This is a genomic window from Acetobacter persici (assembly GCF_018256955.1).
In the GTDB taxonomy this organism is placed as follows: Bacteria; Pseudomonadota; Alphaproteobacteria; order Acetobacterales; family Acetobacteraceae; genus Acetobacter; species Acetobacter persici.
On record NZ_JAERKU010000002.1, the window covers coordinates 386,348 to 407,159 of the forward strand.

Here is a 20,812-nt window from a genome sequence, read left to right on the forward strand (position 1 = left end):
GGAAAAAATCACGTGTCTTCTGATGAGATTGTCGACCCAACTGTGCAGAATGATGCGTCTATCAAGCGCGTCCTGCTGCATCTGGTTCTGCCCTTTGGCGCGCTGGTGCTGGTTGTGGGGGCCATTGCTGCCATTGGCCTGCATTCCTACCGCTCCACGCGGGCGGGCGTTGTGGCGCTGACGCATGAATTGCTGGGCGCTGTGCAGCAGAACATTTCTCAGGAAGTGTCAGACTACATTATGCCCGCCATGGCCGGGAATATCATCGCCAGCGGGATGATTACGCATGCGCCGCCGCAGGTGGCGGACCGGGTGTTCAATTCCTACGGTGCGGCCATGCTGCAAAGCGTGCCGCAGTTACAGTCCTTTTATCTGGGGGATGAAGATGGGCATTTCCGTCTGATTACCCGTGGGCCGGATGGCAAAAATCAGGAACGCACCACGTTTGAAGTGCATGATGGCAAACAGGTCTATCACCGCGAGTTTTATACGGATGACGGCGTAAAGACCGGCGAGGAATATACCGACGCAACCGGATATGACCCCCGGAAACGCCCCTGGTACACCAATACGGAGGGCAAGACGGACACGCAGTGGACGCAGCCTTATCTGTTTGCCACGGCGCGCCAGTTTGTGATGACAAGCTCTCTGCGGTTTAAGGGCTCAAACGGGCATACCTATGTGTTTGCCACCAATATTTCTCTCAATGAACTCAGCACCTTTCTTGACCATCTGAAAGTCGGCAAAACCGGCAACGCTATTATTCTGGACAGCAAGGGCCGGGTCATTGCGGGGCGTAACATCATGCAGCAGGCGGAAGCTGCGGGATGGGACCCCAACAAGATGGTGCTGGACCCTAAGACGCACCCGGTTTTTGCCCGCGGTTATGACCATTACCGCGTGCGGGGGTTCGGGCCACGCAGTTTTGAGCTGAATGGCAAACGCTACGTCACCATTGCGTCCCCGCTGAAAAATTCAGCAGAGGGCTGGATTTTGCTTCTGTCCGCCCCGGAGAGCGACTTTGCAAACTTTGCCCGGCAGAGCAGCCAGCAGAGCTTGCAGTTTGCAGGCATTATTATCGTGTTCTCTCTGGTGCTGGCCGGGTTTCTGGTGCGGCAGGTCCGGCGGTCAGAACGGGTGGCCCGCAAACTGGGGCAGCAGGGCGCGCAGATTGCGCATGAAACCGCAGCCGTGCAGCAGGTTGCCGCTACCCCCCGCCTGTTTGACCCGACTGCTGAACCACTGGTGCTGACGGAGCAGCTTGTGCACATCACGGATGCGCGCCGGGCCAGCATCTGGCGGTTGCTGCACGATGGCGCGGCGATGATCTGCGAGGATTCGTATGATCAGAAACAGGATGCTCATTCCGGTGGTTTTGAAATGTCGCGCGCTGATCTGGGCGACCTGTTTGAAACTATTGAAGCCGGGGATGTGCTGACGGTTGAAAATGCCGCCACGGATGAACGCACCCGGCAGTTTGAACGCCTCGTGATGCGGGAACTGGGCACCAGAATGCTCGCGATCTACCCCATTCACGGCCCGAAAGGGATTATGGGCGGGCTGGTGCTGGAAGATGCGCACATGGCGCCGCATCTGCTGTATTTTGTAGACCTTATGGCCTCCATCGCCGGGATCAGGCTGGCGGAAACCGCTGATGATGCCGGGACTCATGCTCTGGCCGCTGAGGATATTCCGGGCACTGCGGCATCCGCCACGCCGCTGCCTGCGCCGCGTTATGATAATATGCTGATGCAGGCGCCGCAGGTGGCGGGTGTCAGCACGTCAGGCATTTATCCGTCCGTTGCGGTGCTGGTGATCACGTTTTCTGACCCGGTTGTGGATGGTGAGGCGGAAACCCAGAGCCTGCTCCAGTTGATTAATGCCCTGGCAACCGATGTGCAGCGCATTTCCAGAGAGCGCGGCCTGTTTGCGGTGGAGGTGGCGGGGCACCGGATGATCTGCATGGCGGGCTGCACAGTTGAGGAAGACCCGACAGCCATTATCCGCATTGCCGATGCCGCACTGACCATGCGCGAGACATTTATGGCAACACTGGCGGCCGCTAATCTTGAGCCGGTTTTTGCCATGGGGCTGGACTATGGCGCGGCCTTTGGTGGCGCTGTGGGTGAAGACCCAAAAGTGTTCAACCTGTGGGGGCAGACGGTCTCTCTGGCGGAACTGATGGCGCAGGGCGCGAGTGATGGCGGCACCATTCAGGTGACGGACCGCGTGTATCAGGCGCTGCGTGACAGGTATCTGTTCCGCTCTCGCGGGTCCTTCTTTGCGCCGCATCTGGGGCTGGGCCGCGCGTATATTCTGGCGGCACGCCGATGAGTGGCGGCAGCGAGCCACGTAATCCGGGGGAAGAGCGGGACCCGATTCTGGAGGCGGATGCCGCCAGCCACCCCCAGCACCGGCCAAAACTGACGCTGCGTGAATGGGCGCGGGAAAAACTGGCATGGCTGGGGCGGCTGACACGGCGGCAGATCCGCTTTTTCCTGATTATGCTCGGGGCAAGCTGGGGCGTTATTTTTGAAAGTTTCCGCGCCCATTCCTGGCGGCGGACCGTGCGGTTTGAATTTGCCTCCACCATGCGCAGCGTGATTGGCGGCGGGCTGATTGCCACCCTGTTTGCGGGGACGCTGACGGGTGTGGCCGCTGTCTCCCAGACCATTTACTGGCTTGGTCTGGCGGGGATGGCCAAAATGACCGGCACCATCCTGATTGATGTGGTCATCCGGGAAATTGCGCCCATTCTGGTTGGTATTCTGCTGCTGGGCCGCAACGGTATGCTCTCCGTAACGGAGTTGGGGCTGCTGACAACCGGCGGAGAAATCCGCTCCATGCAGGCGCAGGGGCTGGACCCGTTTCTGCTGCTGGTCATGCCACGGACGCTGGCCTTTACCGTTGGCGGCTTTACGCTGGGGATTCTGTTTTCTTTCGCGGCTCTTGTTACGGGCTACGTTATCAGCCGGATTTCCGGCGTGGTGACAAATCCGGTCTGGACGTTTCTGTATGATGTGATCACGGCCATGTCCCGCGCGGATTATCTGGTGATTCCGCTCAAATTTGTCACGGTTGGTTTTGTGGTGGGGCTGGGCGGCTGCCTGACGGGGCTGACCGCCACAAATGAGGACAATCTGCGCACGCTTCTGCCGCGCGGCTTCTCACGCGGCATGCTGATTGTGATGGCTGTCAGCGTGCTGTTCAGTCTGGATCTGTAAGCTCATGGATACACGCATCGCAGGCCCGCTGCTGGAACTGAACAAGGCTGTTCCCTCTTTTGAGGAAAGTGGCCTGCCGCCCGTGCCCTTCAGCATGAAGCTGATGCCCGGTGACTGTATGGTGGTTGAAGCGCGCTCCACCTCCCGCGCCACCATGTTTGCGGATCTGTGCTGCGGGCTGGTGCCTCTGGATGATGGCGCTGTCAGGTTCATGGGGCTGGACTGGGCAGACCTGCATGACAGGGAGCTTAACGCCCTGCGCGGCCGCATCGGGCGCATGACCCGCCGGGCAAGCTGGCCAGAGTTTCTGAACACACATCTTGCGATTACCCTCCAGCAACTGCACCATACATCCCGCCCGCTGGATGAAATTGTGGCGGAAGCGGCAAGGCTTGGGGAACTGTTCGGTCTGCCCGGCCTGCCGGTGCTGCGCCCCAGCATGTTGTCCGATGTGGACCTGCTGCGGGCCGGGTGTGTGCGGGCGTTTCTCGGGCGGCCCCGCCTGCTGCTTCTGGAAGACCCGCTGGAAGGAAGCCCTGTGGACCTGCAAAATCCGTTTCTCAGTGCAATAACGGATGCGCGGGACAGGGGCGCAGGTGTTATCTGGCTGGTGCGTAATAATGCCATATGGCAGGGCTACCGGCAGGGGATAACGAGTATATGGCGCCTGGCTGATGACGGGCTTGTAGAAATACGGACGGCATAATGTTCCAGATCCGCTTAAGACAGAAAATCAAACCCCTCATTTCCCTCCGCTATGCGGATGAATGGGTCGGGTTCCTTGTCCTTCTCAGCGTGGTGCTGTTTGCGGGCGCCGTGGTGGAAGCCGGTGTGCTGCAAAACTGGCTGACACCGCCCGCGCGCCTGCATGTCACGCTGCCTGCCTCGGGCGTGGGTGGCCTGACGGTGGGGAGTGATGTGCAGCTATTGGGCACCCATGCCGGAACCATCCGCGCCGTGAAACTCAACCCCTCGGGTGATATGTATGCGCTGGTGGATCTGGACCCGCAGGCCAAGCCCTTTATCCGGCGGGACAGCACAGCCATTATCCGTAAGCAGTTTATTGTCACAGGGTCATCTTATCTGGAACTCAGCCGAGGGCATGGCGAGGCAATGGACTGGAGCTATGCGGTGCTCAGCGCCACACCTGCCCCCAACCCGGCGGACCAGATTACCGCAACACTCAATGATATTCAGGCGCAGATCATGCCCGCCATTGCCAGTGCCCGCCACATGATGGCCGAACTGGACGCCACCATGACGGATATGCATGCAGGCAAGGGGACGGTGGGCCAGCTGCTGACGAATGATGAACTGCTCAAGCAGGCGCAGGCGGCAGCGGTTTCTCTGAATACCGTCATTGACCGACTGAAGCCGATTGAGCAGCAGGTTTCCGGTATTATGACCAAAACGGACGGCACCATGAACAACCTGCGCTCTGCCTCGCATGACCTGAAAGGCGCGACCCCGCATCTGCCCGCGATTGCTGGCAGTGTGGAGGCCAGCACGGCAGATCTGCCAGCCCTGCTGGCACAGGCGCAGACCACCCTGTACGGGCTGGAAAAGCTGACAGACCAGCTTCGCGGGATGTGGCTGCTGGGCGGGCAGAAAACTACCAGAAAAAATCGCCTTGCGCCCCGGCAGGTGCGGCCATGAAGCCCGTTGCCGCACTCACCCTGCTAGCCCCCCTGCTTCTGGCCGGATGCGGTGGCGGGGCGGTGGAAGCCCCGTCCGCACGGGATGACGCCGCGTGGGATCAGGCCATGACAGCCGGTCAGGATTCCTTTGAACTGGGCCGCTACAGCGTGGCGATAACCCAGTATCGCCGGGCAGCGGATCTGGCGCTGTTGCGGGATGATGGGGTGGCTGCGGCAGAGGCAGGGTATGATCTGGCCGTGGCGCAACTGGCGGGGGATGATCCGGCGGCTGCGGTTAAAACCGTGCAGACAACCCGGCAGGCGGCCGCTTTGCGCGGGCAGACCGCGCAGCCTGAGTTTGACCTGATTGAAGCGGCGGCCCGTTACCGTTTGCGGCAATATCCTCAGGCCGTCACGCTGGCTTCCGGCGGTATGAACGCGGCGGATCGCGCTTATGCCGCGCGCTCGGCCCTTGTGCTGGGGCTGGCGGCGGATGCCGGGCAGGATAGAACGGCTTTCCAGAAAGCGCTGACCTATTTCAATGCGCTGAAGCCGCCGCTTTCCCGCACGGAGCAGGCGGATAAGGCGGAAATTCAGGCGCGCGCCGTGCTGGCCTCCAGCCCCGTGCAGGCAGAGCAGCTTGCGGAGCAGGCGGCCACTTTGCGGCGGGATGAGGCCTCTTACCGTGATATGGCGCGGGCGCTGGCTCTGGCCGGGCAGGCGGCGGACCGCAGCGGGGACCACCAGAAAGCGGCCAGTTTCTGGGTGCGGGCCGCGCAGAGTGCCTCCATGCAGGCCAAATCCGCTAACACGGCGGATGCCGCAACAGTGACGCAGGGGGAAACGCTGCTGCGTGGCGGGGCAACATCCGCGCAGGGGGATGCGGCGGAATGGGCGCATCTGGCAGGCGGGGTCTCCCTCCATCCGTTTGCAGAGCCCAAAGCGCAATAAGAAAAATCGCTGCAAAGTGATGCGGATTTGCCATGCGTAAATGATAGGCGCACGCGGTTCTGCGGGCGTGTATCACCGTCTGACGGCAGGGTCGCGCGGCATGGCGGCCTTTCAGATCAAAAGGTCAGACATGAAAAGCTTATTCCGCCATCTTAAGGAAAAGCGTGAGGCGAAACTTACGGCGCGGTATAACCGGCTGGATGATACGCCGCTTGAGGATACCGGCAAGACGGGCAAAAAATCCCACTTCACGACAAAAGAAGCCATCCGCCGGTTTCGCACGCATGCGCTGGTGGAGGAAAAGGCCCACCGGGATGTCGTGCGTGTCGGGCTTTCAGATAGTGTCTGGACGGACCTGTATCACCACGCTCTGACGGCAAGCTGGCCGTCTTTTGTGTATTGGTCGGTTATTTCCTACTTTCTGATCAATCTGTTCTTTGCTTTACTCTATCTGGTCGCACCAGGGCAGGTGACGGGTGATAGCCAGCATACGCTGCTCTCCCTGTTCTTCTTCAGTGTGCAGACGCTGTCCACTGTGGGCTATGGCGGCATGGTGCCTGTCGGGCCGTATGCCAACGTGATTGTCACGTTTGAAGTGCTGATTGGCATGATGATCAATGCGCTGGCAACGGGTGTTGTGTTCGCCCGTTTTGCCCGCCCCCGGGCGCGCATCATGTTCAGCAACAAAGCTGTTATCAGTAATGAAAATGGGATCCCGGCACTGTGTATCCGCATTGCTAATATGCGGCTGAGCGTCATTTTATCCGTGGATGTGGAAGTCTCGCTCTCCCGGTTGGTGCTGAGTGAAAACGGGCATCTGGTCCGGCAGTTTGATCAGCTTTTGCTGGTGCAGTCTCATGTGCCGGTGCTGCGGTTTGCATTTGTCATGGCGCATGTGATCGGTCCGGAAAGCCCGCTGCATGGCAAGAGCATGGCGGAGCTTGAGAAGGAAGAGGCCGAAATTGTCGTGACCGTGACCGGCACGGACGAGGCGCTGGGCCAGACCGTTTTTGCCAGAACCGCGTACCGGTTTGACCATGTGCATCATAACCATCGGTTTGTGGATATCGTTCTTTCACGACCGGACGGGAAAATTGCTGTGGATTACACGCGCTTTCATGATATTGAGCAACACTGACACGCTGATACACTGACACACCGACGCTCGGATACACTGACACTCTGGGAATGGCTTGGCCGTTCTGCGGGCGTCAGGCCGCACGGGGCAGATGGAAGCGGCGGCTTGTGTCCAGAAAGGTCACGTTATCCGCCAGTTCCCGCGTCATGACTTCCAGACTGCCGACAGCGCGGGTCAGGTCCATCTGTAAGGACAGGTTTGGCTCCCACAACGCCGCCGGGCGCAGCAGGGCGAGGGCATGCGCGGCTTTTTCCGCAGGGCGCGTGCTATTGCCACGCAGGGTTGCAATGCTGTGCAGAACATCCTGCAACAGGCGCGTCTGCTCCGGTGAGAGCACCTGATGCGCCAGCACATGCTGAATACGCAGCACCAGCAGCCCGACCGTCATAATCCCCATCGCGCCGGCTAGATAGGCTTCCGTCAGTGCATCAGGCTGGACACCGGCATGGTGGATAATCTGCGCAATTCGCCCACAGGAGCGCGCCATCCATTCGGCGGGCGTAAACGCGCTTTTTTGTGCGGCCAGCCTGCGTAAATCGCGCACCAGTCTGCGGCGGAGCCGCCAGCGTTCGGCCGCCGGGTCAAATGGCAGAACGAGCCTGAAGGCCCACACGCCCAGTGCAATGCCAAGAACAACGGCGGGTGTGGTGTTAAACCAGACAATTTCATTCAGACGGGTGTGGTTCGCGGGTCCCACCATAAACGGCATGAAATTGTTATAGGCTGCGGCAGTTCCAATGGAGTTTGGGGCACGCAGGGCTAATCCGCCAATCAGCATGGGGAAGAACAGGGAGGCCAGAAGTGTTTCATTACTGGCCTGTTCCGGCAGCACAAAAAACACCAGCAACCACGATACCGCGGCAGCCCAGACCGCACCCCTTAAAAAACCACTTGAGGCCAGAACAGGATTTTCAAAAGAAGAAAAGCGGGTGCTGGTGACAGCCACAAACATCGCCAGCGTAGACCCGTCCGGCCACGCCGTGACCTCCCAGATCAAACCCCCAACGCAGATCCCCACGGCAGCTCGCAAGCCATTATTGATGGCCAGAACGGGGTCTTTTTCAATATGCTGGGCAAAGCGGAAATGGTCTTTTGTGCCGGGCTCCAGCGTTGCAAGAAAATGCTGCACGGCTTCATCCAGTTCCAGAATCAGCTTGGCAAGCGCTGTTTCCAGAATGCGGCTCTCCAGCAGGTCCCGCATCAGCTGTTCGGAACTGTTGGGGTGGGATCTGGCCTGTTCAAAAAGGATCAGCGTGTCCGTCGCGGTTTGCAGGCAGTTGGTGCGGGTGTGGTACAGGTCCGCCCGGATCTGTCGGGCGGCCGCAACCAGATCGGTCTCGGTCGTCAGGCGTTCAGGGATGGTTTTCAGGATCTGCGCAAAGTCTGAAAGTGATTTTTCAAAAGTTTCAGGCAGCGGGGCCGCCGCCTGCATATGGATATGCAGACTCAGCCCACGGGCCAGAAAGGTGGAAATACTGGCCAGAACAGCACGGGCGTGGTCCCCAATATGGGCGTGCGGGCCGATCTCAATTTCACTGAACTCGATCTGATCCGCGAGAGACGGAATACTGCCGATCAGCGCACGGGAGCGGAACAGCCCATCTTTTTCTCCCAGTAGCAGTCCCGTCATGCTCAGGCAGGCTCCGCTTAACGCTTCCTGCATCCGACTGCGAATTTCCTCATGCGCAACAGTTTGCAGCCGTGGGGCAAACAGCCCTGCCAGCGTGCTCTCACACACAATACCCAGCGTGATGTAGGTGGTGCGGGACATGGCGATCATGAAGACATTATCGGGCTGGTTGGCCCCGCTCAGCACGATGATGGTGCAGGTAAAAGCCACCAGAACCAGCGCGTAGGAGCGGAAATTGCGCAAAAACGTCGCCTCGGCGCAGCAGGCTCCGGCCCCCAGCGCCAGTAGCGGGAAGAGCAGCCACGGCTCCTGCGGAAAGGCCGCCAGAAAGGCAATCCCGGCTATGGCGCCAATACATGTGCCAATCAGCCGCCATTTGGCTTTGGACATGCTTTGCCCGCGTGAGTTCTGGGCCACAATCCATGTTGTCATGGCGGCCCATTGCGGGCTGTCCAGTTCCATCCATAAAGCGAGGCTGAGGGCCAGCAGGGCGGCAAAAGTTGTGCGCAGAGCAAAACCGAGATTGGCCGGGGAGGGGGCAATCAGCCATGCAAGGGGCGCTTTTTCTGAAAGACCAGCACGGCCCAGAGAGGTTCTGGCAGCCCACGCATGAATATGCTGTGCGAGGCGATCAGACAAAGATGACACAGACACGGGCCAGAAATTCCTCCAGAACCCGTGTTATAACATGAAGGCGGCAGCCCGGTACATCTTAAAATTATTTTTCAGAAAGCGGCAGAATGAAGGATTTATGCCGCCTTGTAAGGTTTGGACGCATCAAGGAACACGGCATTGGCTTCCAGTTCGTGCGAGACCACAATCAGGTAGGCAATGGCGCGGGTCAGTTCGATCCGGGTGGTGATGTTCGGTTCCATAGCCTCAATGCGGCGCAGCGTGTTGGTGGCAATGCGCGCGCTCTGGGCCGTCCGGCCATATTTGCCGGTAAAGCGGCTCATGCGCTTCATCACCACTTCAATCGGCCTGCGGGCAGCAGGCGGAATCTGGTCGCGTTGCAGCAGGTTGCGCAGGCGGATGATGTTCAGACCAATGGTCATGGCAGCCAGTGTGCCCTGCAGGCAGCCTTCAATGGTGGGGGAGGGCGTGGGGCCTGCGTGGCGGATCAGCCGGGCAAAGCGGTCAATATTCCGGCCAATCCAGTTCTGGTTCAGCGGGATGGGTTCGGCGGATGCCAGCGTGCGCAGGTCACGCAGCAGCGTGCGGCGCATACGCCAGCGTTCCGCGGCACTGCTGAACGGCATAACCGCCCGGAACATAATGACGGCAAACGCCACGCCGAGCAGAATGGCGGCCGTGCTGTTGAACCAGGCAATTTCGTCTTCACGCCCCTGATTGAAGGGGTGCACAAAATTGGGCAACAGCAGTGTGTAGGCTGCCGCATGCAGGGCCGTTCCGGCGTTCCGGCTGGCCAGTCCGCCTGCGATCATGGGGATCGTGAGGGAGGCCACCAGCATTTCATAGGTTTCCTGTGTGGGGAGCACCACAAACACAAGAAAGAAGGAGACAAGGGCCGCCCACAGGCTGCCGACCATAAACTGGGTGGTGGCCACCACCGGATTTTCCCGCGTGGCGAACAGACCGCACACGATGGCGACAAAGGTGATGAAGCCAAGGCCCGCAGGCCATGCCGTGACTTCCCACACCAGTCCGGCCGATGTGATAGCGACGGTCGCGCGCAGCCCGTTATAGAAAGCTTCCCGCTTGTCCACATGTGACTGCAGGCGGAAGTGGAAGTGGTCCCCGCGGATAAAATGCTGACTGGCATCATATTCCCGGATCGCCTGTTCCAGTTCCCCCAGCAGTTCATCAAGCGCGTTGTGCAGAATACGGCCGTCCAGCAGGGCCTGAATTTCCGGGTTATCCTGCACCCGGACCTGCTGCATGCTGATTTCAGTCGTCAGGGCATCCACAATCTGCTGGCGGCATTCCCCGCGCAGCAGGCGCAGATCTTCCAGCAGATGCTGGACGGTATCATCATTTTCAAGCTGCGGTGGCAGGCTGGTCAGAAAGGTGCTGACTCTGGCCGCCGTGGCGCGGAAAACCGGCTGGTCCGTATCCACATATTGCAGACGCACCGCCATACCCAGACCACGGGAGAGCAGGACGGACACCGCAGCCAGTGCTGCGCGGGCGTGGTCCCCCTCATGCCCGTGCGGACCCATTTCTACTTCCGAGAATTCAATCTGGTCATTGATTGACAGAATGGGGCCGAACATGGCGCGTGAGCGCACCAGAGCTTCCTCATCCCCCGAGAGCAGGCTGGAGACCGAGGCGGAGACATTCCCTAGCGCGGTGCGCAGTTTGTCACGAATATTGCGCCGCGCCATATCCGCCAGATTATGGGCGAACAGACCAGCCAGAACGCTCTCACACGTAATGCCCAGCACAATATAGGTCGCGCGGGACATAGCCGTCATAAACACGTTGGCGGGGTTGGGAATGGCCCCGATGGCAATAATGGCGCAGGTATACCCCGCCAGCACCAGCGCATAGGAGCGGAAGTTTCTGACAACTGTCGCCAGTGTGCAGCACACCCCGACCCAGATCCCGAGTGCCGGGAAAAACAGCCACGCCTGCTGGATAAAGGCGGAAATCAGCGTGATGGACATCACCACGCCAATGGCGGTGCCCACCAGTCGCCATTTCGCTTTGGAAATACTTTCCCCGCGTGAGCCCTGCGCCACAATCCAGACGGTCATGGAGGCCCATTGCGGGTCATCCAGTTCCATCCACAGCGCAATAATCAGGGCGATCAGTGCGGCGGCTGTGGTGCGTACGGCAAAGCCAAGTGCGGGCAGGGAGGGCGCAAACAGCCAGCGGAGGCGGCCGCTCTGCTGCTCACCGGGGCGGCGCAGCGGACGCAGGTGGCGCAAAGGCCCGATGCGGTCAAGGAGGAAGACGGGAAGACTGGGCAAAGGAGCTACTTTTTTGGCTGCGGCTGTTCAAAGCGTTTCAGTCTTTCAAAGTAGCCCGATTCCCTGAATTTTCCTTGAGGTGTCAGACGCATATCAGCTATCGGTCCATCTCAGCAGGGTGCCCGGACGATAAGAAAGGCAGTTATTGATCTCGCACATGACTGCTATTTGGTCCATGATCATCTTGAGTGATGCCCGCCTGACATTGCGCAGGACCTGCATGCAGGCATAAATGGAAAAGCAGAGAGGCTTTACATGTCCGATTTCTTTCAGAACCTTGTTGGGAAAGTTGAAGGTGCGCTGGGCGTCAGCCTTCAGGGAGAAATGCAGCAGCAGCTCCAGAAACTGCTTCAGCCTGAAACACTACAGAACATCCTGACGCAGGCTGATCAGGCCGGTCTGGGTGACAAGGTTCGTTCATGGATTAGTCAGGGCACCAATGTCCCGGCCACAGCGGATGAGATCCGTGATATTCTGGGCAGCGGCACGGTGCATGATCTGGTGCAGCGGACGGGCCTGCCGGCTGATGCCGTTCTGACCACGCTGGCGCATTTTCTGCCGCAGGCGGTGGACAAAAAGACGCCGGACGGCACGCTCCCCCCGGCCGAACCGACAAAAGAAGCCTGAGGCTTTTCCCCGCACCCGGCTGGTCGTCCGGCCGGGTGCGCAGCTTTGCCGTAAAGATGGCAAACTTGCACGATTGAAAGGTGCATCCGCCCGGACAATCCGTTATGCTCCCTGTATGACCCTAGGTGAGCGCATCACACGTGTGGATAGCTGGTTGCTGGACGAAATTTGTCAGCCTCTGGCGGACAGGCTGCCTGAACGCATGCCTGCACTGGAAGTCGGCATGAGTTGCCAGCTTGGCTCCCTGCTGTTTTCTGCGGTTTCCATTATCGCCGTCTTCGTCATTGGCGGGATGGAAGATATTTCCAACATGATGTTCAACGTGCTGGTCTGGGGCCTGTGCATCACGTTCTTTATCGGCCTGAACCGTATGCGAGTGCTCGTGCAGCCCGGCAGGCCCAACCCGCTGCGCTACATGCTGGTGGGGGTGCGGCTGGTTTCCATCCCGTTTACCGCTTACGTGCTTTATCAGGCGTATGATGCGCCCGCGCCGTTCCAGTTGCCGATGTGGTTTAATGCGTTGTCCAACATCGTCTTTGTGGTGGGGCTGTATTTTATTTCCTGCCAGCCCCGGCCACCCCAGCGCCGTGCGCGGGAGGATATCTGGGCGCGGCAGTCGCTCCGTGAAGTTGGGAATAGCTGATCAGAACACCGCATTTACGGCAAACTGCGGGGCGACTTTAATCCCTGTATTATGCCCGGCATAATAAACGGCGGCTCCGGTAATAATTCCCCAACGGGGGTTCCAGTTATATTCCACGGCTGGCGCAATCTGCCAGTCGGTTGAGGCCGCACTGATCTTGTTGATCCGTGTGCCCGCAGCGTTCCATCCTTTAACGTGTGAACCGTTGCCCCAGTCCCGTGCCAGATCCATCGCTAGAACCCAGCGCTGGTTAAGGCCATATTCCAGAGAAAAGCCGGTCTGGCCGCTCATCCCCGGACGTCCGGTGCCGTGAAAGCCTGCGGAGGTGCCATAGGTGGTGGCATCATGCAGGCGCGCACTGGTTAACGCGCGCCGCCACCAGTTCCAGACGCGCAGGCGCAGGGCATGGTGGCCGGGCAGCGTGTAGGTGGACTGGCTGGTGATGGCCATACGGAAGACGTAAGCGCCTGTCCCTGTACCATCCTGTGTAGTGCGCAGGCGGGAGTAAGCCCCCGTTGGCATGACAACGCCCGCAAACAGGTTCAGGTCCGGGATAAAGCGTCTGGGGTCGGGGTGGAGAAACCGCCAGATGAAATCAACCGGAAAATCCCCAAATTGCGGGCCGTGGGAATGGCCAGCCGCATGTTTCCACCCATAGCTGACGACAGTATGCGCCTGAATGCTGATATCATCCGTAATGCCGTATTTCCACAAAGTGGAATTACTGAAGCTTTGCTGCCGTGGATGGAGCGGGTGACTGGTGCCGTTTGAGGCAAAGCTGCCAACAGGCTGGCTGTAGGTATAGTACGGTTCCACGCCGAGATCCCCCGCGTGCGATTTGGCACCAGAGGGAGACACCAGAGACCCTGTGTACCACTGTGCCGCCTGCACAGGCCGGAGCGGGAGGTGGGTAAAGACTGATCCGACCAGCACTGCGTAAAAAAGACGGGAGCAGCATGGGCGTGACACTCTGACCATAACCTTAAAAAGCACCTCTTTTTTGAACTTTGACGGGACAAAGCCAGCAAATTCGCCCGAGATCAACAACAGGGGGCGGATTTTTTAGAAGAATTTTTGTGAGTTATTGAAAGACTCTGAGTTTTCTGCGATGTCTGGAGAAATTTTATTTCATTTCGTATTATTATCGAACATCTCTTGTTACGATTATTCATCTATTTCATGGAGTCTTCTTTGTGTGAAAGAATTCATGAGATGGGGCGGGTCTGCTCTTCAAATATTGCTGGCAGTAGCGTAGAAACCGGCAAAATAGTGGCAGAAAACCAGAACAGGGAACAACGGAATGGCTATTGGGACGCAGCCGGTCAACACCAGACGGCGGACTTATGCCATTCTGATAGCTCTTGTTCTTGGTGTGGTGAGCGGGCTTTTTATTCATACGCTCTCACCCGCTGTTATTCATTTTGCCGAGCAGGCCGCAACGCTCATGACGGGGCTGTTCCTGCGGCTGATCAAAATGGTTATTGCCCCGCTGGTCTTTGCCACGCTGGTCAGCGGTATTGGCAAGCTGGGGGATGACAGTCAGGTGTTCCGCATTGGCGGTAAGATCCTGCTGTGGTTCATCAGTATGTCTTTCGTCTCACTGCTGATCGGCCTGCTGGCGGGGAATATCCTCCAGCCGGGTAAGGGGTTTGAACCTCCGGCGGTGGAAGATCTGGCTGGTCTGAAGCACCCGTTCCAGCCGGTCGATTTTATGCTGCATATCGTGCCGACCAGCGTTCTGGACGCCATGTCCCGCAATGATATCCTCCAGATTGTCGTGTTTTCCGTGCTGTTTGGTCTCGCCCTCCCTGCGGCGGGCAAGGCCGGAAAGACCATGCTCGGCTGGACGGAAGAACTGGGGCACATCATGCTGCGGATGACGGATATCGTCATGCTGCTGGCCCCCATGGCTGTTTTTGGCTCCGTGATGGGCAGCATCGCCCATAGTGGCGGCGGAATGCTGATCCAGTACAGCCGCTTTCTGGTGGAATTTTACGGCACCATTCTGGTGCTGTGGGTTGTGCTGACAACACTGGCGTTTCTGGTGCTGGGCCGCCGGATTAAAGACCTGATCCGTGAACTGGTTCAGCCGCTGATTCTGGGTTACGCCACAGCCAGTAGTGAATCCGTGTATCCGCTCCTGCTGGAAAAGCTGGAAAATTTTGGCGTGCCCACCCGTATCAGCGGTTTTGTTCTGCCGCTGGGCTACAGCTTTAATCTGGACGGCTCCATCCTGTTCCAGAGCTTTGGGGCGCTCTTTATTGCGCAGGTGTATGATATTCACCTGTCCGCCATGCAGCAGTTTACCATGGTGCTGGTCATGATGCTGAGCAGCAAAGGCATTGCCGGTGTGCCGCGCGCCTCCATTGTGACACTGGTCGCGGTGCTGCCGCAGTTCGGCCTGCCGGAAGCCGGGATTACCCTGATCCTCGGCATCGACCACTTCCTCGACATGGCCCGCACAGCCACCAACGTGCTGGGCAACGGCTACGCCGCCGCCATTTCGGCCAAGTGGGAAGGCGTGCTGTCGGACGGCCCGACGGAGGACAGGCTGTAAGAGGCAGGCGTCTGGTATTGCCTGCGCCCTGCTTCTCCGGCAGGTCTTATAGTCAGGCTAAGAGTGGACAATGGATTATTGGGGGGAGCGCTTATGACACTGACACAGGATTTCTCCGTCATTGCTGCCATTACCGCGTTCTGGCTGGTGGCCATGATTGTGCCCGGATTGGACTTCCTGCTCGTGACACGTCTTGCCGTCATGAAGGGGCGGCCAGCCGCCTTGCAGGCCACCTTCGGGATAGCCTCAGGCGTTGCTGTCTGGGGTGTTGCGGGGTTTTTTGGTATTCGCGCGCTCTTTATTGCCGCCCCATGGCTTTATCTGGCGCTTAAAATTGGCGGCGGACTGTACCTGATGACAGTCGGGGCAAAATTGCTGATGAGTAGCTGGAAAAATGAGGGGGAAGCTGGCACGGCGTCTCTCACCACGGACCAGCGCTCTAACAGCTTTTTTGCAGGGTTTCTGACAAACCTGCTTAACCCAAAAGCGCCAATTTTTGTCTCAAGTCTGTTTGCAGCCTCCATGCCTCAGCATGCGTCAATTTATCTTGGGCTGACCTGCGTGGCAGCAATGTTTGTTGTTGCAGTGGTCTGGTTTGCGTTTGTGACGCTGCTGCTCAGTCTTGACCGGGTTTCAGCAGTTTTCCTCAGATGCCGCCGCTGGATTGACCGCTGTGCCGGGGTTGCGTTCATGGCGCTTGGATTGCGGTTTGTAACGGAACGCTCACCGACCTGAAGCTCAGAAGCAAAGCGTGGGTTTTGCAGGAAAGCCGTCACGAAAGCTGGCTGGCGGATGGAGCGTTTTCAGTCCGCGTCTGAGTGTTTAGAAAAGACTATTTTTGCAGCCTAAGAAAGTATTGAGATGAAAAAACTCGGCTTGATCGGCGGAACAGGGCCAGAGTCTACCCTGATTTATTATAAAAAAATTGTGTATGGTGCGAATAAAATTGTGGGAAAAGAATTTTTCCCGAATATCACCATAGAAAGCCTGAATGTTTTTAACGTCCTGAACTTCTGCTCAGAAAAGAAATATGATGATCTTGCACACTACATTCTCAATGGCATTGAGAACCTCGTAGCCGCAGGGTGTGACGTTGTTTCCCTGACGGGGAATACACCGCATATTGTGTTTGATGTGCTGGAAGAAAAATCTCCTGTTCCCGTCGTCAGTATTATCAAGGCGACGTGTGAAGAGGCCAGCAGGCAGGGATTAAAAAAGGTTGGACTGCTGGGCACGCGGTTCACGATGGAAGGGGATTTTTTCAAAAAACCATTCCGGGAAAAAGGAATAGAGGTTTTTGCTCCTGACGCAAAAGATCTGGACTATATCGCGGAAAAAATCGCGCATGAGCTGGAACATGGAATTGTTACGGAAGAAACCCGGTCCGGCTTTTTACAGGTTATTCAAAACCTGATCGCTAAAGAAGGGATAGAGGCTGTGGTGCTGGGCTGCACGGAACTTCCTCTTTTGTTCGACGGTCTTGCTCTTCCTGTTGCGTGTCTTGATACGCTTGAAATCCATGCCAGAGCCCTCCTTGCCGCCATGGATTTATCAGCCTGATTTATAAAAGCTGAGAACGATCAGGAAGAAAGATCCGTCCGCCTCACAGCTTACGGATTATCCTGCTCATGCTCGCCCTCAGCAATGCGCGCCTGCACGGGGCCGCGCCATGAGGCATCTTTGGGGGCGGCGTCCAGTGCCTTGCGGAACAGGTCCAGCGCCTGCGGGGTGACGTGGCTTGCAGCGCGGGTCAGGGCTTCGCCCGTGCGGGCTGCAAGTTCAGGGTCAAAGCTGAGGGAGAGCGCATGGTTCCATGCCTCGGCGGCCTCCGCATAGTGTTCTCGTGTGGCCTCGGCCTGCCCGAGCAGCAGATAGCCCTGCCGCAGGTTGGGGTCTCCTGCCGGGATCATGGCCAGTGCGGCTTTCAGGCGCTGGATAACAGCATCTCCGCGCGTATTCTGCTCATGCTGGGCCACCAGACGCGGGCCGAGTGGCTGCGCGGGCAGGGAGGGCACGCCGTTGGTCAGATACAGGCCGACCGCGGCAACGGGAATCAGCGCAAGCGCACCCCACACGGCCACGGGCGGCAGAACGTCATTCGCCTGCGCGGGGGCCGTATCCGCCACCAGAATACGGCGCTGGATTTCCAGCCGGGCAATATCATGCTCTGCCGGGGCAATCAGGCCGATATCCAGATCGCGGTCAATTTCAGAAAGCTGAGCTTCATGCAGCGCGAGCGCAGCACTCCGTTCATCCCGCACCTGCCGGGTGCGCCGCCAGAGGGGGAGTGCCGCCGGAGCCAGAGCCAGACAGCTTAACAGCACAATGGAAAGCCAGATCATGCGCTCAGTCCTTTGTCAGGTCGGCCAGACGGGCCTTTTCTTCCGCTGTCAGCGGCGGGGGGGCAACGGGGGCCGTGCGTCGGCGGCGATAGGAGAAAAACGCAATGGTCAGGCCCAGCAGCAGGGCCAGCGCAGGCATGCTCCACAGGAGCAGCGTGCCAATGGAAAGCGGCGGGCTGAGGCGGATAAAATTGCCGTAGCGGTTGACCATCCAGTCCATAATCTGGCGGTTGCTCTCGCCTTTGGCCACATGCTCCCGCACAACGCGGCGCAGGTCTCGCGCAAGCCCTGCGCTGCTGTCCTCAATGGATTCATTCTGGCAGACCAGACAGCGAAGCTGAGAGCCAATAGCTTCGGCCCGTGCTTCTTCTTGCGGGTTGGGCAGCATTTCGGACGGATCATCCACTGCGAGAACCAGAACCGGCGCCAGCAGCAGCGCACAGCCAAGAAACAGGGCGGAGAGGCGGCGCAGCATCATGATTTTTTCAGGCTTTCCAGCAGGGGCGCCAGCGTTCCGCGGATGGTGTCCACATCCAGCGGGGCCGCACTATGCCAGCGGATAATACCGCCGGGGCCAATCAGGAAGGTTTCCGGCACCCCGGAGATACCCCAGTCAATCCCCACGCGGCCATCCCGGTCGCTCCCCAGGCGGGTGAAGGGATTGCCGGAATGTTTCAGGAACCCTGCGGCGTTTTCCGGACGATCCTTGTAGGCAATGCCCCACATTGGCAGATCATCCTTCAGGCCCATCAGGGTTGGCATTTCCGCAAGGCAGGGGATGCACCATGAGGCAAAGAAATTGACCAGAACCGGCTGTGTGAGCGCCCGCAGATCCTGCGCGCTGAACCCCTGACCGGGGGCCTGATCCGGCACGCTGAAGTCCGGTACCGGGCGGTTGAGCACCGGGGCATTGATATCATGCGGGTTGAAGGACCCGTGCTGCATGCCGGACAGCATTTTCCAGAATCCCACGCCAATCACGGCAGCGCCAGCCAGTGGGGCGGCCATCAGCAGCCGTCTGCGGGTTATGTTTTCAGGAGGGGTGCTCATACTGCCGTCACCGTATTGGGGGTGGGTTTTGCGCGGCGCGGTGCGCCGACGCGCATCCGCCGGTCGGAAAGGGAGAGCACACCGCCAATCGCCATGATCAGCGCGCCCAGCCACATCCACGGGGCCAGCGGGTTGTAATGCAGGCGCAGCACATAGGTGGGGGCGGCGTCCGTCCCGTGCTTGTCACCCAGCACACCATACAGATCGGCCAGCAGATTGGTGTGGATGGAGACTTCCGTCGTCGTCTGGTTCTGGCTGTTAAAACTGCGCTTGGACGGGTGCATGATAGTGACGATTTTGCCGTTGTGCCGTACCTCAAGAGTGGCAACCAGAGCGGAATAGTTCGGGCCCGGCTCCTGTGTCACGTTGGTCAGCGTCCAGTCGTACCCGGCCAGATGCTCCGTCGTGCCAACCGGCACTTCCACAATTTTATGCTGCGCCTGAGACATTGCCGCCAGCCCCAGAACCGTCACGCCCACGCCAGCATGGGCAATGGCCGTGCCAAAAATGGAGCGGGGCAGCATGCGGGCGCGCTGAAAGCTGCCGGAAAGCGGCATGCGGAACAGACGCACACGTTCCGTCAGGTCCAGCACGGACGAGGCAATGACCCACACCGCCAGCGCGCTGCACAGGATGGGCAGAATGCCGGACATGCCAAACGTAAAGACAGCAAACGCCACACCGGCCAGCAGGGCCGCAATCCACAGCCGTTGCAGTACCGGCCAGAGCTGTGCGCGCTTCCAAGGCAGCATCGGGCCAAAGCCCATGAAGATGAAGAGCGGAATGGCCAGCGGAATGGTCGTGGCGTCAAAGAACGGTTTGCCGACGGAAATGGTGCGGTCAAACAGCAGGGACATGAACGGTGGATACATGGTGCCCGTCAGCACCACGGCGCAGAGGGAGCACAACAGAATGTTGTTCAGCACCAGTGCGCCCTCGCGCGAGATGGGGGCAAACAGGCCACCGGCCGTCAGCGTGGGGGCGCGGTAGGCGAACAGCGCCAGAGAACCGCCAATGACCAGCGCGAGCAGACCAAGAATGAAGATGCCGCGGGCGGGGTCATTCGCAAAAGCATGCACGGAGTTGAGAATGCCGGAGCGAACAAGGAATGTGCCGGAAAGCGAGAAGGAGAACGTGGCAATGGCCAGCAGCACCGTCCAGATTTTCAGGCTTTCCCGCTTTTCCACCACAATGGCGGAATGGATCAGCGCCGTGCCGGTCAGCCAGGGAATGAGGGAGGCGTTTTCAACCGGGTCCCAGAACCAGTAGCCCCCCCAGCCCAGCACGTAATAGGACCACCATGAGCCCAGCGCGATGCCGCACGTCAGGAAGCACCATGCTGCAACCGCCCACGGGCGGACCCAGCGGCCCCATGCGGCATCCACCCGGCCTTCTATCAGTGCCGCAATGGCAAAGGCGAAGGGCACCGCAAAACCCACATACCCTGTGTAGAGAATAGGCGGATGGAAGGCGAGGCCGGGGTCCTGTAGCAGCGGGTTCATGCCCTGCCCATCCATGGGGGCGGGCCAGACACGGGCAAACGGGTCTGATGTGGTCAGGCAGAACAACTCAAACCCGGCGGCAACAGCCCCCAGCACGGCAATAACCCGCGCCCGCAGAGCAGACGGAAGATTGCGCCCGAAGGCCGCCACGGCTGCCCCGCAGATGCCCAGAATAAGCGCCCAGAGCAGAATGGAGCCTTCATGATTGCCCCAGACGCCGGTGATTTTATACAGCAGCGGCTTGGTGACGGCACTGTTGGCCGCAATGTTCTGGACGGAGAAATCATCCGTGACGGCGGCGTTCACCAGACAGAGAAAAGCCGTCAGCAACGCCAGAAGCTGCCCCACGGCCAGCCCCGGCGCGAGCATCATGACCCGTCTGTCGCGCCGTTGCGCGCCGATAAGAGGCAGAATGCCCTGCGCGACGGCAAGGATGCAGGCAAGGGCCAGCGCATAATGTCCGAGTTCAGGGCTCAGCATATCAGAGGAATGTCTCCGGGTGGCGGGCTGTCGGGACAGCGTAAAGGAGTCTGGCAGGGCAGAAGTCCTGCCAGACAGAGGCTAAAGACGCAAAAGAC

18 protein-coding genes are annotated in these 20,812 nt (G+C 59.1%); 11 read left to right on the top strand and 7 right to left on the bottom strand.

Translation table 11 applies throughout. The features are described from left to right. Nucleotides 1-12 precede the first annotated feature (12 nt). From JK199_RS03890 to JK199_RS03915, 6 genes are all read left to right on the top strand, one after another. The gene (locus JK199_RS03890; RefSeq protein WP_212373979.1) at nucleotides 13-2,334 is read left to right on the top strand and encodes an adenylate/guanylate cyclase domain-containing protein; all 2,322 of its coding nucleotides are present in this window, start codon (nucleotides 13-15) and stop codon (nucleotides 2,332-2,334) included. Continuing rightward, nucleotides 2,331-3,224 carry an MlaE family ABC transporter permease gene (locus JK199_RS03895; RefSeq protein ID WP_212373981.1) on the top strand — a complete coding sequence of 298 codons (894 nt, stop codon included), beginning with the start codon at nucleotides 2,331-2,333 and terminating at the stop codon, nucleotides 3,222-3,224. Before JK199_RS03890 ends, JK199_RS03895 begins: the two co-directional genes overlap by 4 nt. Before the next feature lie 4 nt (nucleotides 3,225-3,228). Next, on the top strand, nucleotides 3,229-3,930 hold the full coding sequence (locus JK199_RS03900) for an ABC transporter ATP-binding protein (protein WP_077930162.1): 702 nt from the start codon (nucleotides 3,229-3,231) through the stop codon (nucleotides 3,928-3,930). Continuing rightward, nucleotides 3,930-4,880 carry an MlaD family protein gene (locus tag JK199_RS03905; RefSeq protein WP_025827036.1) on the top strand — a complete coding sequence of 317 codons (951 nt, stop codon included), beginning with the start codon at nucleotides 3,930-3,932 and terminating at the stop codon, nucleotides 4,878-4,880. Before JK199_RS03900 ends, JK199_RS03905 begins: the two co-directional genes overlap by 1 nt. Then, nucleotides 4,877-5,812 (top strand): hypothetical protein, encoded by a 936-nt coding sequence (locus JK199_RS03910; protein ID WP_212373983.1) that lies wholly within the window; start codon nucleotides 4,877-4,879, stop codon nucleotides 5,810-5,812. The genes JK199_RS03905 and JK199_RS03910 overlap by 4 nt, the downstream gene beginning before the upstream one ends. A 130-nt stretch (nucleotides 5,813-5,942) precedes the next feature. After that, nucleotides 5,943-6,950, top strand: coding sequence for an ion channel (locus JK199_RS03915; protein ID WP_086655404.1), 1,008 nt, complete (start codon nucleotides 5,943-5,945; stop codon nucleotides 6,948-6,950). 73 nt (nucleotides 6,951-7,023) lie between these two features. Here JK199_RS03915 and JK199_RS03920 read toward each other — a convergent pair whose 3' ends face one another. Together JK199_RS03920 and JK199_RS03925 are read right to left on the bottom strand one after the other, a co-directional pair. After that, the gene (locus JK199_RS03920; protein ID WP_212374116.1) at nucleotides 7,024-9,195 is read right to left on the bottom strand and encodes an FUSC family protein; all 2,172 of its coding nucleotides are present in this window, start codon (nucleotides 9,193-9,195) and stop codon (nucleotides 7,024-7,026) included. A 134-nt stretch (nucleotides 9,196-9,329) separates the two neighbouring features. After that, nucleotides 9,330-11,513: an FUSC family protein gene (locus JK199_RS03925; RefSeq protein WP_212354666.1), complete on the bottom strand. Its 2,184-nt coding sequence runs from the start codon at nucleotides 11,511-11,513 to the stop codon at nucleotides 9,330-9,332. Nucleotides 11,514-11,768: 255 nt separating this feature from the next. Between JK199_RS03925 and JK199_RS03930 the strand changes: the two genes are divergently transcribed. Both JK199_RS03930 and JK199_RS03935 read left to right on the top strand, forming a co-directional pair. Then, nucleotides 11,769-12,140, top strand: coding sequence for a YidB family protein (locus JK199_RS03930; protein ID WP_077930158.1), 372 nt, complete (start codon nucleotides 11,769-11,771; stop codon nucleotides 12,138-12,140). Between the two features lie 115 nt (nucleotides 12,141-12,255). Next, nucleotides 12,256-12,783 (top strand): hypothetical protein, encoded by a 528-nt coding sequence (locus JK199_RS03935; RefSeq protein WP_025827046.1) that lies wholly within the window; start codon nucleotides 12,256-12,258, stop codon nucleotides 12,781-12,783. Here the strand turns inward: JK199_RS03935 and JK199_RS03940 are convergent, their stop codons facing one another. After that, on the bottom strand, nucleotides 12,784-13,716 hold the full coding sequence (locus tag JK199_RS03940; protein ID WP_342356286.1) for a hypothetical protein: 933 nt from the start codon (nucleotides 13,714-13,716) through the stop codon (nucleotides 12,784-12,786). Between the two features lie 367 nt (nucleotides 13,717-14,083). Between JK199_RS03940 and JK199_RS03945 the strand changes: the two genes are divergently transcribed. The 3 genes from JK199_RS03945 (at nucleotide 14,084) to JK199_RS03955 (ending at nucleotide 16,900) form a co-directional block, all read left to right on the top strand. Further along, complete coding sequence (locus tag JK199_RS03945) at nucleotides 14,084-15,340, top strand: dicarboxylate/amino acid:cation symporter (RefSeq protein ID WP_086655402.1); 1,257 nt, start codon at nucleotides 14,084-14,086, stop codon at nucleotides 15,338-15,340. A gap of 93 nt (nucleotides 15,341-15,433) precedes the next feature. Further along, nucleotides 15,434-16,075, top strand: a complete 642-nt coding sequence (locus tag JK199_RS03950; RefSeq protein ID WP_179194554.1) for a LysE family translocator — start codon at nucleotides 15,434-15,436, stop codon at nucleotides 16,073-16,075. Nucleotides 16,076-16,201: 126 nt separating this feature from the next. Beyond that, on the top strand, nucleotides 16,202-16,900 hold the full coding sequence (locus JK199_RS03955) for an aspartate/glutamate racemase family protein (RefSeq protein WP_212373985.1): 699 nt from the start codon (nucleotides 16,202-16,204) through the stop codon (nucleotides 16,898-16,900). A 50-nt stretch (nucleotides 16,901-16,950) separates the two neighbouring features. On the opposite strand, the gene ccmI is transcribed toward JK199_RS03955, so the two are convergent. The 4 genes from ccmI to JK199_RS03975 are packed head-to-tail and all read right to left on the bottom strand — an operon-like array spanning nucleotide 16,951 to nucleotide 20,714. After that, nucleotides 16,951-17,682 (bottom strand): c-type cytochrome biogenesis protein CcmI, encoded by a 732-nt coding sequence (gene ccmI / locus JK199_RS03960; protein ID WP_025827052.1) that lies wholly within the window; start codon nucleotides 17,680-17,682, stop codon nucleotides 16,951-16,953. A gap of 4 nt (nucleotides 17,683-17,686) precedes the next feature. Then, on the bottom strand, nucleotides 17,687-18,163 hold the full coding sequence (locus tag JK199_RS03965) for a cytochrome c-type biogenesis protein (RefSeq protein WP_212360137.1): 477 nt from the start codon (nucleotides 18,161-18,163) through the stop codon (nucleotides 17,687-17,689). Continuing rightward, on the bottom strand, nucleotides 18,157-18,732 hold the full coding sequence (locus tag JK199_RS03970) for a DsbE family thiol:disulfide interchange protein (RefSeq protein WP_077930155.1): 576 nt from the start codon (nucleotides 18,730-18,732) through the stop codon (nucleotides 18,157-18,159). The genes JK199_RS03965 and JK199_RS03970 overlap by 7 nt, the downstream gene beginning before the upstream one ends. Beyond that, nucleotides 18,729-20,714 (bottom strand): heme lyase CcmF/NrfE family subunit, encoded by a 1,986-nt coding sequence (locus JK199_RS03975; protein ID WP_212373987.1) that lies wholly within the window; start codon nucleotides 20,712-20,714, stop codon nucleotides 18,729-18,731. Before JK199_RS03975 ends, JK199_RS03970 begins: the two co-directional genes overlap by 4 nt. Between the last annotated feature and the right edge of the window lie 98 nt (nucleotides 20,715-20,812).

Coding starts and splice junctions, on each gene's coding strand:
- JK199_RS03895 (WP_212373981.1), top strand. CDS start 2,331: ATGAGTGGCGGCAGCGAGCCACGTAATCCGGGGGAAGAGCGGGACCCG.
- JK199_RS03900 (WP_077930162.1), top strand. CDS start 3,229: ATGGATACACGCATCGCAGGCCCGCTGCTGGAACTGAACAAGGCTGTT.
- JK199_RS03905 (WP_025827036.1), top strand. CDS start 3,930: ATGTTCCAGATCCGCTTAAGACAGAAAATCAAACCCCTCATTTCCCTC.
- JK199_RS03910 (WP_212373983.1), top strand. CDS start 4,877: ATGAAGCCCGTTGCCGCACTCACCCTGCTAGCCCCCCTGCTTCTGGCC.
- JK199_RS03915 (WP_086655404.1), top strand. CDS start 5,943: ATGAAAAGCTTATTCCGCCATCTTAAGGAAAAGCGTGAGGCGAAACTT.
- JK199_RS03930 (WP_077930158.1), top strand. CDS start 11,769: ATGTCCGATTTCTTTCAGAACCTTGTTGGGAAAGTTGAAGGTGCGCTG.
- JK199_RS03935 (WP_025827046.1), top strand. CDS start 12,256: ATGACCCTAGGTGAGCGCATCACACGTGTGGATAGCTGGTTGCTGGAC.
- JK199_RS03945 (WP_086655402.1), top strand. CDS start 14,084: ATGGCTATTGGGACGCAGCCGGTCAACACCAGACGGCGGACTTATGCC.
- JK199_RS03950 (WP_179194554.1), top strand. CDS start 15,434: ATGACACTGACACAGGATTTCTCCGTCATTGCTGCCATTACCGCGTTC.
- JK199_RS03955 (WP_212373985.1), top strand. CDS start 16,202: ATGAAAAAACTCGGCTTGATCGGCGGAACAGGGCCAGAGTCTACCCTG.
- ccmI (WP_025827052.1), bottom strand. CDS start 17,682: ATGATCTGGCTTTCCATTGTGCTGTTAAGCTGTCTGGCTCTGGCTCCG.
- JK199_RS03970 (WP_077930155.1), bottom strand. CDS start 18,732: ATGAGCACCCCTCCTGAAAACATAACCCGCAGACGGCTGCTGATGGCC.
- JK199_RS03975 (WP_212373987.1), bottom strand. CDS start 20,714: ATGCTGAGCCCTGAACTCGGACATTATGCGCTGGCCCTTGCCTGCATC.